The following is a 16678-nucleotide window of genomic DNA, read 5'->3' as shown; positions in this document are numbered from 1 at the left end:
GAATTCCGGCCCCAATGGATACCTTCGCGAAGTGTACCCCGATCAAGGGCTTGCTTCGAACCCGTTGCGGAAGATCCGATCCGTCGCGAGAGTGAAGACAAAGCCGTCATGGTCGGAGACGCCGATCGCCGGATGCGGGCAGGCCGGCGGGGCCGGCGTCGGCACAAGGCCGCACTGGCGCTCGATTTCGTTTGGTGCGTCCTGGTTGGCGCGGCCGAACTCAAAGCCGGTGAACATCGCCTTGGCGGCGCTGTTCAGCAGGGCGATGTCCAGCACCTGCAGGGTCGGCACGTCGCGCGTGTTGAAGCCCTGGAACTGGCCGAAGTTCTCGGTGAAGAGGAACGAGTACTGCTCGTTCGCCGGCAGCGAGTTCACGGCGTTGTACAGGCTCGGCATGACGATATTGGCACCCAGGTCCAGCAGGTTGGCCGCGTCGTCGTAGGTGCCCGCCATCAGGCCCACCACGTCTGCCCAGCCGTCGGTGAACTGGTAGGCGTTGAAGTCGCCGACCACGGCAAACGGCACGTTCGGATGGGCCGTCTGGAACTGCTGGATCTGCTGCGCCGCGTACTGTGCCTGGGTGAAGCGCTTGAGGCGGTTGCGGTCGACATCGCCCTGCTGGCAGCTGGCGCCGCCGGTCTGGTCGGTGCAGCTGCGCGCCTTGGGATGCACCACCATCACCGCGAACGGCATGCCGCCGTTGCCGGTGAAGCTGGCTTCCAGGAGCAGCAACGGACGGTCGTTGAGCAGCGCCGTGGCGCTGCCGGTCGGGTCGTTCCAGGTGGTCGTCTTGCCGACCTGGGTCACAGTGTTGATCGTGACGCGGTCGGTGCGGACCAGGAAGCCGACGTCGATACCGCCGACGTCGTTGCCCTCTTCCAGGCGGGCGGTGTAGGGCACGCCGGTATCGGTGGTGAGCCGGGTCGCCAGCGCCTGCAGCACGGCCAGGTTTTCGACTTCCTCCACGCCCAGCACGTCCGGCAGCTTCAGCACGTCGGCGACGTAGCGCGAGAGGCGTGCCACCTTGGCATCGAAGACGGCCTGGGTCGGCGTCGGCGAGACGCAGGGATCCGAACCGCTGCCCGCGCTGTTGGTGGTGTCGCAGTAGCGCAGCATGTTGAACGCGCCGATGCGCAGCTCGGCGGCGCCGGCACTGTCGCGCACCGGGCGCGGAATGGTGCTGGCCGCGGTGACGTTGAATTCGGTCGCCCACAGCTCGTAGTCGCCGAAGTCGTAGCCGAGCACGCCGACGGCGTTGAAGCGCGTGCCGCCGTAGATCGGCGTGCCGTTCGGTACGGCGCCGAAATAGTCGGCGTCCAGCTCGAACAGCTCCGGATTGCCGTCCCACTCGCCTGCGAGGGTATTGCCCGCCGTGGTGAGCAGCGGGAACAGCAGGCCCGGATCACGTACGCCGCGACGGCCGTTGGCCGTGATGAACACCTCGGCAAAGGTTTCCGTCGGCGGGTTTGCGAAACGCTGGTTGCCGGTGCTGACCAGGCCGTCGGCCACGCGCACGCGCATGAACTCGAAGCATTCGAAGTTGCTGCCGCTGGTCGGGCAGCTCGGCAGGGCCGGGTTGGAAGACGGCCTGCTGGCGTCGAAGTCGACCGGCGTGGGCAGCGGCTGTGCGTTGCCGGTGACGGTCACGGTGGCGAAGGTCAGCTCGGTGAGGCCGTTGAATTCCGTCGCGGTGGCGCTGACGTCGACGCGGTCACCGATCGCGACGGCCGGCGTCGTGACGGTGTAGACGTAGATCGCCTCCGAGGTGTTGATGTTGCTGTCCGCGCGGGCATCCGGTGCCTGCATCGTGAAGCCGGCCGGGCCGATACCCGTCACGATGTTGCCGCTGGTGGCGACAACCTGGTTGTTGAACGGCGTTGCCGCGTTGTCGCCCTGGATATCGTGGATTTCCAGGTAGTCATCGTTGCTGATCGTGCCGGTGGCCGTGGCGTCGGCCAGGGTGGCGTTGGTCGCCGCGGCCAGCGTCACAGTGAAGGTTTCGTTCGGTTCGAAACGCGCGTCGCCATTGACGGCGACGATGACCTGGCCGCTGTTCTGGCCTTCCGCGATGGTGCCGGCGACGCCCGACTGCGCGGCGTAGTCGCCGTCGGCCGTGGTGGCGGTGCCATCGGTGGTGGTGACGGTGAAGCCCACGCCGCCCTGCGGCGCAGGGCCGCTCAGGGTGATCGGGAAGACCAGCTGAGCCTGGCCGGAATGCCCTTCGGTAACCGAGGCGTCGTCGATGGACAGGTTCGGCGCGACGTCGTCATTGGTGATGGTGGCCGTGCCCTGGCCGCCGGAAATCGTGGCGCTGCCGCTGGGATTGCTCAGCTCCACCGTGAAGGTTTCGCCCGACTCGATCTTGGTGTCGCCGTTCACGCTGACCGCGAACGTCGCGCTGGTCTGGCCTTCCAGGATGGTGACCGTCGCGCTACGCGCGGCGTAGTCGTTGTCGGCCGTCGTGGCGGTGCCGTCGCTGGTGGTGGCGGTGACCTGGATGCCGCCGGCCGGCGCGGCCATGGACGAGGTCACGGTGAACGTGGCGTCGGCCGTGCCGCTGTTACCTTCGATGACGCTGGTGTTGTTGATCGACAGGACCGGAACCACTGACTCATCGTCATTGGTGATGGTGCCAAGGCCCTGCGCGTCACCGGCCGTGGCGTTGGCGAGGTTGGTCAGGTTGACGAAGAAGGTTTCGGTGGGCTCGACCGTCGTGTCGCCGTTGACCAGAACCTCGACTGTCGTGCTGGTGCTGCCAGCGGGAATTTCGCCGCCCGCCGTCGTGTTGGCGTAGTCGAGCTCGGACGCAAGGGCTGTGTCGTCGGCTGTCACCGCGGTGAAAGTCGTCGCGAGGCCGGAGGCGGCGGACAGCGAGACCGTAAAGGTCGCAATGGCCTGGCCGGCGTTGCCCTCGGTAACGGTCGCGTCGCCGATGCTGATGGCCGGTGCGCTGTCGTCATTGGTGATCTGGCCCGTCGCCTGCGTGTCGAGCGCGGTGGCGCCGACGACGCTGGAGAGGGTAACCGTCAGGTTTTCATCCAGTTCGAACAGGGTGTCGCCGTCGACGTTCACGGTGACCGTCGTGCTCGTCGTGCCTTCGGTGATGCTGAAGGGGGCCGAAGACAGGGCGCTGTAGTCGGCGCCGGCCGTAGCGGTTCCGCCGCCGGTCGTTGCCACAAAGGAGACCCCGCCCGCCGGCGCCGCGCCGCTGAGACTGACCGTGAAACTAAGAGCGGTCGTGCCGCTGTTGCCTTCCGCGACGGTGGCGTCGGCGATCGACAGGGTCACGCCGCAGCTGTTGGCCGAGGCGGCCGAATTGCGCGGGCTGGGCGTGGCGGCCAGGAAGTCGTTGGCGTTGTTGTTGGTCTCGGTGCATCCGGCGCCCTTGCGCTGGTCCGAGAGGATGTTGCTCGGCGCCGGCGCGGCGCCGGTACCTTCGAAGAAGTTGGCCCCGCCGAATCCGACGAGATCGACGATCTGCGCCAACTGCGCGGCGCTGCAGACGTTGTTGCCGCCATTGCAGGCCAGCGCGCTCGTGCCATTGACGAGGACAACCTTGCCGCCGCTGGCCGACATGTTGGTCGTGCCGGTGGCGTCTGGTGTAGGCAGGTCCAGGCCAGGCGTGCCGCTGCTGGCCAACTGGATGAGGAAGTACTTGCCCGGTGCCAGGGTGGCGGTGGGCGTTGCGGCGACGGCGAAATTTCCCGTGCCGGTGGCGCTCGCATACTGAACAGTCAGGCCGGCCAGGTTGACCGAAGTGGATCCAGCGTTGAAAAGCTCGACGAAATCGTTCTTGTAGGTGGCACTGGTACCGCCGCCGCCACCATAGACCTGGCTGATGACCACCGCCGATTCGGCGGATGTCGCAGCCCCCAACAGCACGATTCCGGCAACGAGTGCACGGTGCTTACGGAGCATCTGATTTTCCCCTGAGCCAAACCAAAAGACGACCGGATCGCCCGTCGCGACGGGCGATTTCGGAAACCCAATGTGCGAGCGGCTGCCGTCGGCGACCCGCGGGCAAGCCGTCACCGGTCCGCGTTTGAAAACGCGGTGGTCGGCGCTGGCCGATTCGGGGTGAGACCGGCGGTCTCCGTGTGGATCCTGCTATTCGATACGCGGCGCCCCAGCGCGCGCGCTTCCCTGGCCGAGCAACGAGCGGTTGCTGCGGAACGGCACATCCTTCGCCGCGGGGCGAACAGGGCACCCGGCCCTGTCTGCCGAAAGGTGGCGGAGGCTAGCACGGGTTTTTGACGTTTTCATGTATCAGCGCAGCATTACATGCGCCATTCGCTGGGGTTTGCCGCCGGACGGTTCGAGCAGGCCGAGCGGCGGTCGAGGCCGCCGCCCGGCAGGGGAGGGGATCGCGCGCGACGGCGGTTCAGGCCAGCAGCGAGCGCAACATCCAGGCGGTTTTCTCGTGGGCTTCCATGCGCTGGGTGGCGAGGTCCGCGGTGGGCTGGTCGTTGGCCTTCTCCGCGACCTTGAATAGCTCGCGCGCCGTGCGGGTCGCCGTTTCATGGCCGGAAACCAGCTGCTGCACCATGCCCTTCCAGTCCGGCACGCCGGTCTCCTCGGGGATGGAGGAAAGCTTGGCAAACTGGGCGCCGGAGCCGGGCGCGGCCACGTCCAGGGCCCGGATGCGCTCGGCGATCTGGTCCAGCGCCAGCCACATCTCGTTGTACTGGGTCTCGAACATCAGGTGCAGGGCATTGAACATCGGCCCGGTGACGTTCCAGTGGAAGCCGTGGGTCTTCAGGTACAGGGTGTAGGTATCGGCCAGCTGGCGCGACAGCGCCTTGGCGATGGCTTCCCGATCCTTCTTGGCAATTCCGATATCAATACCCATCTGAGCGCTCCGTGGTGGTCGATGCCGGCACCTTAGCGGTGCGGCGGGGTGGGAGGAAATCGGTACTTGTGATCGTTTCGATAGGCTCGCGCTATCATGGCGCCTCTGCCGGACGATTCGGGCGATTCCCCACCCGTCCGGCGCGGCCCGTGTCCTGCGCAGAACGCCCAGGCGGACCCGACCGGCACGCCGCCGACCTCCATGATGACCGGAAGCCGCCTTCCGGCCGGCCCACCGGGCCGTTCACCGAAAGTCCTGACATGTCTGACCTGAAAACCCTGCGTGCACAAATCGATGGAACGATGACGCGCGACTTCGGCCGCCTGCTGGGGCGCTGGCGTCGGCAGAGCGAGGCGGGCGACAAGGCCACGCCGGAGCAGCTGGCGGCGCTGGCGGCCGACATCGCCCGTTCGCGCCAGCAGCGTGCCGCGCGCGCGGCACGCGTTCCAGCCATCCGGATCGATGAATCCCTGCCGATCGCCGCCAAGAGTGAGGAAATCGTCGAGCTGATCCGACGCCACCAGGTGGTCGTGCTGGCCGGCGAGACCGGTTCGGGCAAGACTACCCAGCTGCCGAAGTTGTGTCTGGCGGCTGGCCGCGGCGTCGCCGGCATGATCGGCTGCACCCAGCCGCGCCGCATCGCGGCGCGCAGCGTCGCGCGCCGCGTGGCGCAGGAACTGGAGAACCAGGTCGGTGACCTGGTCGGATTCCAGGTCCGCTTCAATGATCAGGTTTCGGACGAGTCCCTGGTCAAGTTCATGACCGACGGCATCCTGCTGGCGGAAACGCAGTCCGACGGCTGGCTCAACGCCTATGACACGATCATCCTGGACGAGGCGCACGAGCGCAGCCTCAACATCGATTTCCTGCTGGGCTATCTCAAGCGCCTGCTGAAGAAGCGCCGGGATCTCAAGCTGATCGTCACGTCCGCGACGATCGACACTGCCCGCTTCGCCGCGCATTTCGACACTGCGCCGGTGGTCAACGTCGAAGGGCGCAGCTATCCGGTGGAAGTGCGCTGGCGCCCGCCGCCCGAACGTGGCGAGAGCAGCCTGACGGATCAGATCGTCGCCGCCGTCGACGAGATCACCCAGGATGATCCGCGCGGCGACGTGCTGCTCTTCCTGCCGGGCGAACGGGAGATCCGCGATGCCCATCTGGCGCTGGCCCGGCGCAAGTACCGCGCGACCGAGGTGCTGCCCCTGTACGCGCGTCTGTCGGCCAACGACCAGGACCGCGTATTCAAACCGGGTGCCGAGCGGCGCATCGTGCTGGCCACCAATGTGGCGGAAACCTCGCTGACGGTGCCGCGGATCCGCTACGTGATCGATACCGGCACCGCCCGGGTGAAGCGCTATTCGCCGCGTTCGCAGCTGGAACGGCTGCATATCGAGCCGGTGTCGCAGGCGGCAGCCGAGCAGCGCAAGGGGCGCTGCGGACGCGTCGGTCCGGGCATTTGCTATCGCTTGTATAGCGAAGCGGATTTCTCCCAGCGGGCGCGCTACACGGATCCTGAAATCCTGCGTTCCTCGCTGGCCGGGGTGATTCTGCGCATGCTCAGCCTGAAGCTGGGTGACGTGGCTGAATTTCCCTTCGTGGAGGCGCCGCCCGAACGGGCGATCGGCGACGGTTACCGGCGCCTGGCCGAACTGGGGGCGATCGACGAGCGCAAGCGGCTCACGCCGGTCGGACGCGCATTGGCGCAAATCCCCGTCGATGTTGCGCTCGCGCGCATGCTGTACGAGGCGCACGAACGCGGTGCGCTGCGCGAGCTGTTGATCCTGGCGGCTTTCCTGAGCATCCAGGATCCGCGCGAACGTCCCGCCGACGCGCGCCAGGCGGCGGATCAGGCGCATGCCGAATTTGTCGATCCGAAATCGGATTTCGTGACCGTGCTGCGGCTGTGGCAGGCCCATGCGCAGGCGCACGAGGACCTTTCCCAGTCGAAACTGCGCGACTGGTGCCAGGCACGGTTTCTGTCCTACCTGCGCATGCGTGAATGGCGCGAGTTGCACCGGCAGTTGCTGCTGATCACCGACGAAATGGGCTGGCGCGATGACGTACCCGTGTTGGCCGAAGCACCGGTTGCGCGTTCACCGGCGCCGCGTACGCCACGCCGTGGCGAAGTGCCGCGTGACGTCGCCGTGCCTACGTCGGCAGCAGGGGGCGCGTTGCTCGATGCGGTGGCGTACCAGTCCGTGCACCAATGCCTGCTGGCCGGCTGGCCGACGCAGGTCGGGCACCGTGACGAGCGTGGCACCTACCGCAGTACGCGCGAGCGCCGCTTTCAGATCTTTCCCGGGTCGGGTCTGGCCAAGGCGCCGCCGCCGTGGCTGCTCGCCGGCCAGGTGCTGGATCTGCAAAAGGTATACGGAATGCTCTGCGCGCGGATCGAGCCGGAATGGGTGGAAACCCTGGCCGCGCACCTGGTCAAGCGCAGCTGGCGGGATGTCCACTGGTCAGCCAAGCGCGGTGCGGTGATGGCCTACGAACAGGTGACCCTGTTCGGGCTCACCCTGGTGGAAAAGCGCCTGGTGCAATTTGGTGCGCAGGACCCGGAGCAGGCGCACGAGGTATTCGTGAATCAGGCGCTGGCGCGGTGCGAACTCGACGCCAAGGCTGATTTCGTGCGCGCCAACGCGCGCGTGCTGGCCGAGGCGCGCGAGCTGGAAGCCAAGCAGCGCCGCAGCGGACTGCTCAAGGACGAATCCGTGCTCGCCGCCTGGTTCGCCGGCAAGATGCCGACGGATATCTCCACCACGGCAGCGCTCGATGCCTGGTACCGGCGCGCGACGCCCGCCGAACAGGCGGCTCTGCGCTGGTCGCTGGACGATGTGCTGGGCAGTGTCCCGGGGATTGCCGCGCGGGATTTCCCGGCCCGGCTGACCTTCGGCGGGCACAAGCTCCGCGTGGAGTACCGGTTCCTGCCCGGCGATCCGGCGGACGGCGTCAGCCTCCAGTTGCCGCTGGCCTTCGTCAACGCCGTCAGCGCGGCGCAGTGCGAATGGCTGGTACCGGGGCTGCTGCCGGAAAAGGTTGCTGAGCTGATTCGTGGCCTGCCAAAGGCGCTGCGGCGCAATTTCGTGCCGGCGCCGGATTTCGCACGCGCCTTTGCCGAGGCGACGCCGCCGTCCGACCAGCCTCTGGCTGTGGCCCTGGCGGCCTACCTCAAGCGCGTCACGGGCGTGGAGGTGACTTCAGCGGACTTCGATGGCATCGCGTTGCCGCCGCATCTGTCCATGCATCTGCGCGTGTACGACGACAACGGACGGACGCTGGCGGAAGGGCGTGACCTGGCGCTGATCCAGTCCAACTGGAGCGGTGCCGCCCGGGCCGCGTTTTCGCGCGTTGCCGACGCGGAACTCACGCGTGAAGACGTGGCGGGTTTTGATTTCGGCGAGATTCCGGCGACCCTGCTCAGCGACGGTGGCCTGACCGCATTTCCGGCACTGGTGGACCTCGGCGACAGCGTGGCGCTGCGCGTCTTCGAGCGGCGCGACGAGGCTTTGCAATCGCACCGCGGCGGCGTCGTACGTCTGCTGCGCCGGGCGCTGGCGGACCGGATCAAGCAGGCGCGCCGGAAATTGCCGATCAATCACGCGCTCGCGCTCAAGTATGCGGGCATCGCCAGCGTCGACTCCCTGCGGGAGGACCTGGTCGAGGCCGCGCTGCGCGAACTGTTGTCGCAGCGTGACCTGGACATCCGTCGGCGCGAGGATTTCCAGCAGGTCGAGGCGGAGCTGGGCCGCGCCCTGTTCGCCCAGGCGACGGCGTGGTTGCGACTGGTCGAAGACGTGCTGACAGCCTATGCCGAAGCGGGACCGCTCCTGACGCCGCCGCTGATGGGATATGGCCGGGCAAACTACGACGATCTGCGCGAACAGCTGGCGGCGATGATCTATCCCGGGTTTGTCAGCCAGACGCCGAAATCGCGCCTGATTCACCTGCCGCGTTATCTCAAGGCGATGCGCCTGCGCGCCGAACGGCTGCGCGAAGACGCCACCCGCGACCAGGCGCGGATGCTCGCGGTGCAAGGTTACTGGCGCGACTACCTCAAGCTCAGGGCGAGCGGGCAGGCGGATGCGGAGCGACTGGACGAGCTGCGCTGGCTGATCGAGGAGTTGCGCGTGTCGCTGTTCGCACAGGAACTGAAAACGCCCGAGCCGGTGTCACCCAAGCGCCTGCAGAAGGCTGTCGAAGCCCTCGGTGGACGTTGATCCAGCCGCCGGCGCCTCCGTGCGGGACGCCGGCGGCGGGCAATGCGTTACTTGACGCGGCGCACGCGCAGGCTGCAGTTGCAGCCGTCGATGGACATCAGCCAGCTGCCCAGCAGCATGGGCTTGATGCGCACCTGGGGGTTGGCGAGGTTCAGGTCCGTGCGCATGCCCGACTCGGCCTGTTGCCAGACCTGGCCGTTATCGAGCTTGAACTGGGTCTTGCCCAGCCAGCCGGTCAGATTTCCGGCAATGTGGGCTTCGACCACCTCGCGCTCGGCTTCTTCCGGGTAGAACTCCGGCGTGCGGTTCTTGCCGGTGGCGACCGGTGCGCCGGGAGCCAGGCCGTTGACGCGCAGCCAGTCGTTGAGAGCCTTGAGTTCCTCGGCGGACAGGCGTCCGAGGCCTGCCGCGTCAAATTCCTTGCGGCTCATGCGCTCTTCGAGCGTGGAGAACTCGGCGGCCGTGGCGGTGCCCGACAGCGCCAGGGCAAGGGTCAGGACGGCGCGGATCGCGCGTTTTTGCATGTGATGGCTCCCTAGATGCCGGACCGGTCGCGGCCCGCAGCCGGCGATTGTATCCGCGTGTGAACGGACTCAGCCAAGCACCAATGTGGCAAAACGCGAAATGTAACTGCGAATTAACAACAAAACCCGAGATTCTGCCTATACTTGGCCGTGATAGCGGCGGTCCGGCCGGGGTGCAGATGCAGCCCGACTTCTGGGGTCCTCCGGGGATGTTCTGTCGAGCTTGCCTCGACCAGGGACATCGTGTGCCGGTCAAGGGTGCGACTGGACGAGGGCGATCCTGTTACAAATCCTGGTGGGTGAATGATGAGGCATGTGTTGATTCGCGGTATGGCTACGGCCGGTGTGATGCTGGTTGCGTTTTCGACAATGACGCCAGCAAAGGCAGGTACGACTATCCCGCTGATCCTGGGTGACGAAGACCACGCACTGGTCAATAACTGGACCTTCGGCGGTGGCGTTTCCAAATTCACGACGACAGCCCCTTACATCTGCGCCAACGTCGGTACGGTTGGCGGAAACGCCAATGACAAACTGGATGTGACCTGGCCGGGTGTCATCCCCGGCGGCGGGAACTTCGTATTCGGCCCCATCGCCGGTGGCGTGCAGCAACCGCTCGCGGGCGTGGCCTCGATGGTGCTGGGTACCACCTTCGCCATTCAGACCGACCCGTCGCTGGTGTGCTACAGCCTCAAGGCCGACGGTACGCGCAAGCCGACGGCCAATCTCTTCGTCTCGCCCTTCGAAGATACGCCTGACGCCGTGATTGCCTCGACCGTGGTCGAGCTGCCGACGGTCGACAACAACTACCTGTACAAGTACTACCTGGACGTCTCCATCCCGGTCATGTCGGCGACGACGGCGATTCCCTACGTCGTGCGTGACGGCTATGACTCGTCCGTGTTTGATATCTCGCGCTACTGTGAAGTGGCGATGGGTGCGACCACCTGCGGCGCGTCGCCGGTCATCACCGGGAACGTGTCCAAGAACATCACCCTGCAGCCGAACACGTCGGTCAACACGCGCTTTATCGTGCTGCGTACGCTGCGTGCCAGCCTGGGTGACCTTCCGACGACCACCGCACCGATCGCCGTCGCGGGCCTGTTCACCTATAACGGGATGGAAGACCGCCTCGACAACAACGTTGCCGCCAGCTTCACCACGCTCAGCGACCGGGCGCCCACGCTCGACACCACCTCGCTGGCGACTCTGACGGGCATCAGCGAAGGCGCCACCCTGCAGAACCTCGCGTTCACCATCACCGACGACACCCCCGAGACTGCCGGCAACCTGCTGCGTGCGAACAACGACCAGATCCAGATTATTGTCGGTGGTGCCACGATGATCGTGCCGGTCAATTGCGGCTCGACCACGCCGATTACCGTTGCGCCGGTGACACGCACATGTACCTTCAGCGTCGGTCTGCCGCTGAATGCTGCCACCGACGCGCGCGTCAATGTCGGGGCGTCGTTCAACATCACCGTGACCGATTCCCGCGGCGGCCTGGGTCATACGGTGGCGCGCAGCATTCCGCTGGCGATCAGCAGTGTCGACAACGATGCACCGCAGTTTGATTTTGGCACTGACGTCCCGCCTGATGCCACGGATAGCGTCCCTACGCTGACCTGCAGCCTGGCCGATCCGAAGACCGCGGCCTGCGGCGGTGTCATCAGCACCTTCATCCCGTACGCCTACCCAGGGCCGGCTGATTCGATCGACGAACTGGGGACGCAGGGCGTCGAGCTGGTGCCGATCGTGCCGACGGTCAACGGCGGCAATATTGCCTGTGTGGCGGAGGTTGGCACGATTACGTTCGCCTTCGGTCAGAGCCCGAAGCTGACCCAGTCCGGCAACGCCTTCAGCCTGCGGTACACCTTCAACAATCCGCCCGGGCTGGGCTCCGTGCTGTGTTCGGTGGTGATGCGTGATACCCCGACGCTGTCCTATCCGGGTGCGCAGACCAATGCCTCGAACTCGCGTTCGTTCCGCATCCGCATCCGCGAATGACGGCACGTAACGGGCGCGCGCTGGCGGTTCCCTGATCCATCCTGCGGTACCACCGGGGCGCCCTATGGCGCCCCGGTTCATTTCAGGGGTTGGCAGCCACGCACACCGCCCCGGAGTCGCGCCGGTCATCAGACCCTCCGGCGGCGCGGCTGATGCGGCGGGGGCGGCCCGGTGGTTCACGCCGCTCGCTGCGGTTAATGCCTTGACGATGCGCAACAGGGCATGCCGAAATCACCGTGCGTGCAGGACACGCCGCGCCAGCCCGGCGTACAGTGGGGCATCGCGAACCACCAGGACGTCGTGTTCGAGTGAAAACCAGGTCGACCGTCGATTCACTAGCCGACTGGCTGCTCCAGCGCACTGCAAGGGGCGGTGACATCAACGCGACCCTGCGGGCCGCCTGCGACGCGGCGCAAGCGCGCCTGGAATCCGGTGCCCTGCCCGAGGCGGAGATCGTTGCGACCGTCAGCCTCCTGGAAGAGCTCGGGCTGGATCAGGACACCCTGTCCGCCACCATCCTGTTCTACACCGCCGAGCCGGGTACCGTGCTGCCGGATACGGTGCGGACCCTGGTCGAAGGCCAGCGTGAAGCCGAGAAGGTCTGGCAGCTGCATGCCGCGCGCGAAACCCTTACCAGCTCAGAAGGGCTGCGCCGGCTGCTGCTGGCGATCGTCCGCGACCTGCGCGTGGTTTTCATCCTGCTCGCGCGCCAGCTGGCGCGACTGCGCGCCGCTGATCGCAGTGCCGAAGCGGAGCGCCGCGCACTGGCCAAGCTGACGTCGGATATCCACGCGCCGCTGGCCAACCGGCTGGGTATCTGGCAGCTGAAATGGGAACTGGAAGACCTGGCTTTCCGCCTGGCCCAGCCCGATACCTACAAGCGGATCGCGAAGCTGCTCGACGAGCGGCGTGCCGACCGCGAAGCGTTCATCAAGACGGCCATCGCAACATTGCGCAGTGCCCTGGCTGATGCCGGTATCGAAGCCGATATCGCCGGTCGTCCCAAGCACATCTACTCCATCTGGAAAAAGATGCAGCGCAAGGGCGGCGACTTCACCGCCCTGTACGACATCCGCGCACTGCGCCTGCTGGTGAAGGACCTGCCGGCCTGCTACGCCGCACTGGGCGTAGTGCATTCGCTCTGGCCGTATATCCCGGGCGAGTTCGATGACTACATCGCCCGCCCGAAGGGCAACCACTACCAGTCGCTGCACACGGCGGTGGTGGGGCCGGAAGGCAAGACCCTGGAAGTGCAGATCCGCAGCCACGAAATGCACGCGCACGCCGAGCTGGGCGTGGCCGCGCACTGGCGCTACAAGGAGGGCGGTGGCGGTGACGCCAGTTTCGAGCGCAAGGTGGCCTGGATGCGCCAGCTGCTCGATGCGAAGGACGAACAGGACGACGATGCCGCGCTGCTGGCCGGTTTGCGCACGGATCTGCACGAGGACCGGGTATACCTGTTGACGCCGCGCGGCGAGGTGATGGACCTGCCGCTCGGCGCCACGGTGCTCGATTTTGCATACCACGTGCACACGGATGTCGGCCATCGCTGTCGTGGTGCAAAGGTCAATGGCCGCATCGTGCCACTGACCTTCGCGCCCGCCAGCGGTGACCGTATTGAAATCCTCACCGGCAAGGAAACCGCACCGCGCCGCGACTGGCTCAGTGCGCAGCACGGTTTCCTCACCACGCACCGGGCGCGCGAGAAGGTTCGGGCGTGGTTCAAGCGCATCGATCACGCGGCAAATCTGGCGGCCGGGCGCACCATCCTGGATCGGGAACTCAAGCGGCTGGCGCTGACCAATGTCGAGCTCGACAGCCTGCCGCCGCGGTTTCACCTCAAGACACTCGACGAAATGCTGGTTGCCCTGGCGCTGGGCGATATCGGTGCCGCCCAGGTAGCGCGCGCGCTGCACGAAATGGTCGCCCCGCCCAAGCCACCCGCGCCTGCGCCGCTCCGGCCGCCCAAGCCCGGCAACAAGGATGCGATGACCATCGAGGGTGTCGGCAACCTGCTGACCCAGTTGGCCCGTTGCTGCCAGCCCTTGCCCGGCGACGCGGTGATGGGGTTCATCACGCGCGGGCGTGGCGTCAGCGTGCATCGTGCGGACTGCGCCAGCCTGGCGCGGCTTCGTATTCGCGATCCCAGCCGCATCATCGAAGTGGAGTGGGGCAATCGCCGCGAACAGGCCTATGAGGTTGATGTGCTGGTCAAGGGCTATGACCGCAAGTGGCTGCACAAGGACATCACCAACGTGATTGCCGCCGCCAATGCCCACCTCGTGGCGGTCAATACGCGAGTGGATCCCGTATCCGGACTGGCGACGATGAACTTCGCGCTACGCGTGACCGACTACGGCCAGCTTTCGAGCCTGCTCGGCAAACTCTCGGCCGTACCCAATGTCATGGAGGCGCGGCGCCTCGCCTGAGCCCTCCGCGGCCCCGGTTGGCCGGGGACCGCATGCTATGCTTGCGCTGCGAAGCCGCGTCCCTCGCGGTATGTCGGCTGCCGATTCCACGATGATCGATATTCCTGGATACCGCGTATTGCGCCCACTCGGGCGGGGCGGCATGGCGACGGTATACCTGGCCGTGCAGGAGTCGGTCGATCGCGAAGTGGCGCTCAAGGTCATGTCGCCGACGCTGATGGCTGATCCGACGTTCGGCGAGCGTTTTCTGCGCGAAGCGCGCATTGCGGCCAAATTGCATCATCCGAACGTGGTCGGCATCCACGACGTGGGCCGCAGTGGCGACTGTTTCTACATTGCCATGGAGTACATTCCTGGCGGCACCATCCTCGATGACGAGGGTCGTGCGCGCGAGGTGCCTTTTGCGCTGCGCGCCGTGCGCGAAATCGCGCGGGCGCTGCACTACGCCAACAGCAAGGGATTCGTCCACCGCGACGTCAAGCCCGACAACATCCTGATTCGCGAAGACGGTTCTTTCGCGCTCACGGACTTCGGCATCGCCCGTGCCAACGATTCGGCCACGCGTATGACACGCACCGGCGCAGTCGTCGGTACGCCGCACTACATGAGCCCCGAGCAGGCGCGGGGGCGCTCGCTCGACGGTCGTTCGGATCTCTACAGCCTCGGCATCGTGCTGTACGAGCTGCTGGTCGGGCGCGTGCCTTTTCATGCGGAAGACTCGCTCGCGGTGGGCATCATGCACATCACCGAGCCGGTGCCGCAGCTGCCGTCGGAGTTCAAGGCGCTGCAACCGGTGCTTGACCGGTTGCTGGCCAAAGAGCCCGATGATCGCTACCAGGATGGTGTCGCGGTCGCCACCGCGATCGAAGGTATCGAACGTCAGATTGCGCGAGGCGAATTGCGCGACCTGGTGCGACCGCGCTCGGCGTCGCCGCGAGGCGGCACGGAAAGAGCCTCGCCTTCCGCACGCATGGGCGCCGAACCGCGCCGGCGTGCTGAACCCAGTCTCGGCAGGATGGACGACATCGTCGCGGCGGCGGAACGTCCGCTGCGTGCGACGGACGCCCGGCGACCACCGGATCGCGATCGCGTGCGCCGTCCCGGTGGTTCGCGCGCGGCGTGGATCTTCACCGGCGCATTTGCGTTCCTGGTGGTGATGGGCGGTTTTGTACTTTGGCGCAACCAGGACAAATTGCGTGCGCTGCTGCCGCGCACGGAACTCAACGACCTGCTCGCGCGTGGCGATGCGGCGTCGAAGGCCGGCCGGCTGGTCGGCACGGCCGGCGATAGCGCGCGCGAGCTGTTCGAAGCGGCCCGGGCGATTGATCCCGACAACGAGATCGCCCGCTCGGGCCTGCGTCGCGTCGGTGAGGCTTTGATCGTCCAGGCCGAGCAGGCGCGCGAGAAAAACGACTACGCGACGGCCCATTCGCGCCTTGCCGACGCGCGGGCGGTGCTGGGTGGTGGGCCGGCCGTCGACCAGGCCGAGCAGGCGCTCAAGAAAGCGGAGTCGGAGGAAACCCAGGTCATCGAATTGTTCGACCGGGCCGAGAAGGCCCTGGCAGCCGGCTTGATCCTTGGCACCGACGGTGCGGTCATGCTTTACGAGCGCATGCTCCAGGCCGATGCGCAGAACGCGCCGGCGCTGGCCGGTCTGCGCAAGGCGGGTGCGGCGCTCGCGGCCCAGGCGCGGGAACTGCTCAGCCAGGGACGCCTGGACGAAGCCGCAACGCGGATTGACGACATTGCGCGTGCCCTGCCGAATGACCCTTCCGTACCTAACCTGCGTGCCGACCTGCAGAATGCGCGCGCGGCCGCCGGGGCTGCACTGGACGCGCAGGTGAAGCGTGCACAGGACCTTCTGCGCGCCGGCAAGGTCAGTGGCAGCGGCGACGACAATGCCCTGGCGCAGTTCCAGGCAGTACTGGCGCGCGATCCCAATAACAGCAAGGCCCGCACGGGACTGGGCCAGGTCGCGCAGGCGCTGATGGTGCAGGCCAATGCCGCACTGGAAAGCAGTAATGCCAATCTGGCGGAGCGGCTGATCCGCCAGGCCGAGGGCATTGCGCCAAACCTGGCCGAGCTCTCCGCCGCGCGGTCCCGCCTGCGCGACCTGCGCGAAGAGGTGGAGATCGCCGCCTCGCGGCCGGTCCTGACGCCGGACCAGGTACAGAAAGTGGCCACCTTGCTTGCCAGCGCAGAGAAGGCCGCGGCAGCCGGCAACCTGATGGTGCCCCCGGGAACCTCTGCGTATGACAAATACCGCGCCGCGCTCGCGATCGACGGCAACAATGCGCAGGCGATGACCGGTCTGCAGTCGCTGCCGCAGCGGGCGCGCGATGAATTCAACGTCGCGGTGGGTGAACAAAAGCTCGATCGCGCCAAGGACATGATCGAGACGCTGGCCCAGCTGTCTCCCGGCGATGCCGGCTTGCCATTTCTGCGTTCGCGCCTGGCCGAGGCCTGGCTCGACGAAGCCGACCGGCGCGTCGGCGAGAACCGGGCGCAGGACGCGCGCCGTGCGATAGACGCCGCGCGTGGCCTGAGTCCCTCCAATCCCCGGCTGACGGTGCTGGAGCAGAAGTTGCGCGCTCTGGGCAGCTCCACGACGACGGCGGCCGGCGACGGCAGCGGTAGCTGACCGGCAGGAGG

The 16678-nt window shown here is 66.7% G+C and carries 7 protein-coding genes; 4 read left to right on the top strand and 3 right to left on the bottom strand.

Features of this window, described 5'->3' with window-relative positions; translation table 11 throughout:
* Positions 1-42: 42 nt before the first annotated feature.
* A complete protein-coding gene (locus N4264_RS21090; RefSeq protein ID WP_261694189.1) occupies positions 43-3918 on the bottom strand; it encodes a Calx-beta domain-containing protein in 3876 nt (1291 codons plus the stop codon).
* A 463-nt stretch (positions 3919-4381) separates the two neighbouring features.
* A complete protein-coding gene (locus tag N4264_RS21085) occupies positions 4382-4849 on the bottom strand; it encodes a Dps family protein (RefSeq protein WP_261694188.1) in 468 nt (155 codons plus the stop codon).
* A gap of 260 nt (positions 4850-5109) precedes the next feature.
* On the opposite strand from N4264_RS21085, the gene hrpA reads away from it, so the two are divergent.
* Positions 5110-9066: an ATP-dependent RNA helicase HrpA gene (gene hrpA, locus N4264_RS21080; protein ID WP_261694187.1), complete on the top strand. Its 3957-nt coding sequence runs from the start codon at positions 5110-5112 to the stop codon at positions 9064-9066.
* A 47-nt stretch (positions 9067-9113) separates the two neighbouring features.
* On the opposite strand, the gene N4264_RS21075 is transcribed toward hrpA, so the two are convergent.
* On the bottom strand, positions 9114-9590 hold the full coding sequence (locus tag N4264_RS21075; RefSeq protein WP_261694186.1) for a hypothetical protein: 477 nt from the start codon (positions 9588-9590) through the stop codon (positions 9114-9116).
* A 369-nt stretch (positions 9591-9959) separates the two neighbouring features.
* Between N4264_RS21075 and N4264_RS21070 the strand changes: the two genes are divergently transcribed.
* The 3 genes from N4264_RS21070 to N4264_RS21060 all read left to right on the top strand — a co-directional run bounded on the left by N4264_RS21070 (position 9960) and on the right by N4264_RS21060 (position 16667).
* Positions 9960-11597 carry a hypothetical protein gene (locus N4264_RS21070; RefSeq protein WP_261694185.1) on the top strand — a complete coding sequence of 546 codons (1638 nt, stop codon included), beginning with the start codon at positions 9960-9962 and terminating at the stop codon, positions 11595-11597.
* Positions 11598-11905: 308 nt separating this feature from the next.
* Positions 11906-14026: a RelA/SpoT family protein gene (locus N4264_RS21065; RefSeq protein ID WP_261694184.1), complete on the top strand. Its 2121-nt coding sequence runs from the start codon at positions 11906-11908 to the stop codon at positions 14024-14026.
* A 91-nt stretch (positions 14027-14117) separates the two neighbouring features.
* Positions 14118-16667 (top strand): serine/threonine-protein kinase, encoded by a 2550-nt coding sequence (locus N4264_RS21060; protein ID WP_261694183.1) that lies wholly within the window; start codon positions 14118-14120, stop codon positions 16665-16667.
* Positions 16668-16678 lie beyond the last annotated feature (11 nt).

This window comes from Tahibacter amnicola (assembly GCF_025398735.1).
GTDB classification, from domain to species: Bacteria; Pseudomonadota; Gammaproteobacteria; order Xanthomonadales; family Rhodanobacteraceae; genus Tahibacter; species Tahibacter amnicola.
This window is presented reverse-complemented; position numbering and strand designations above follow the sequence as displayed.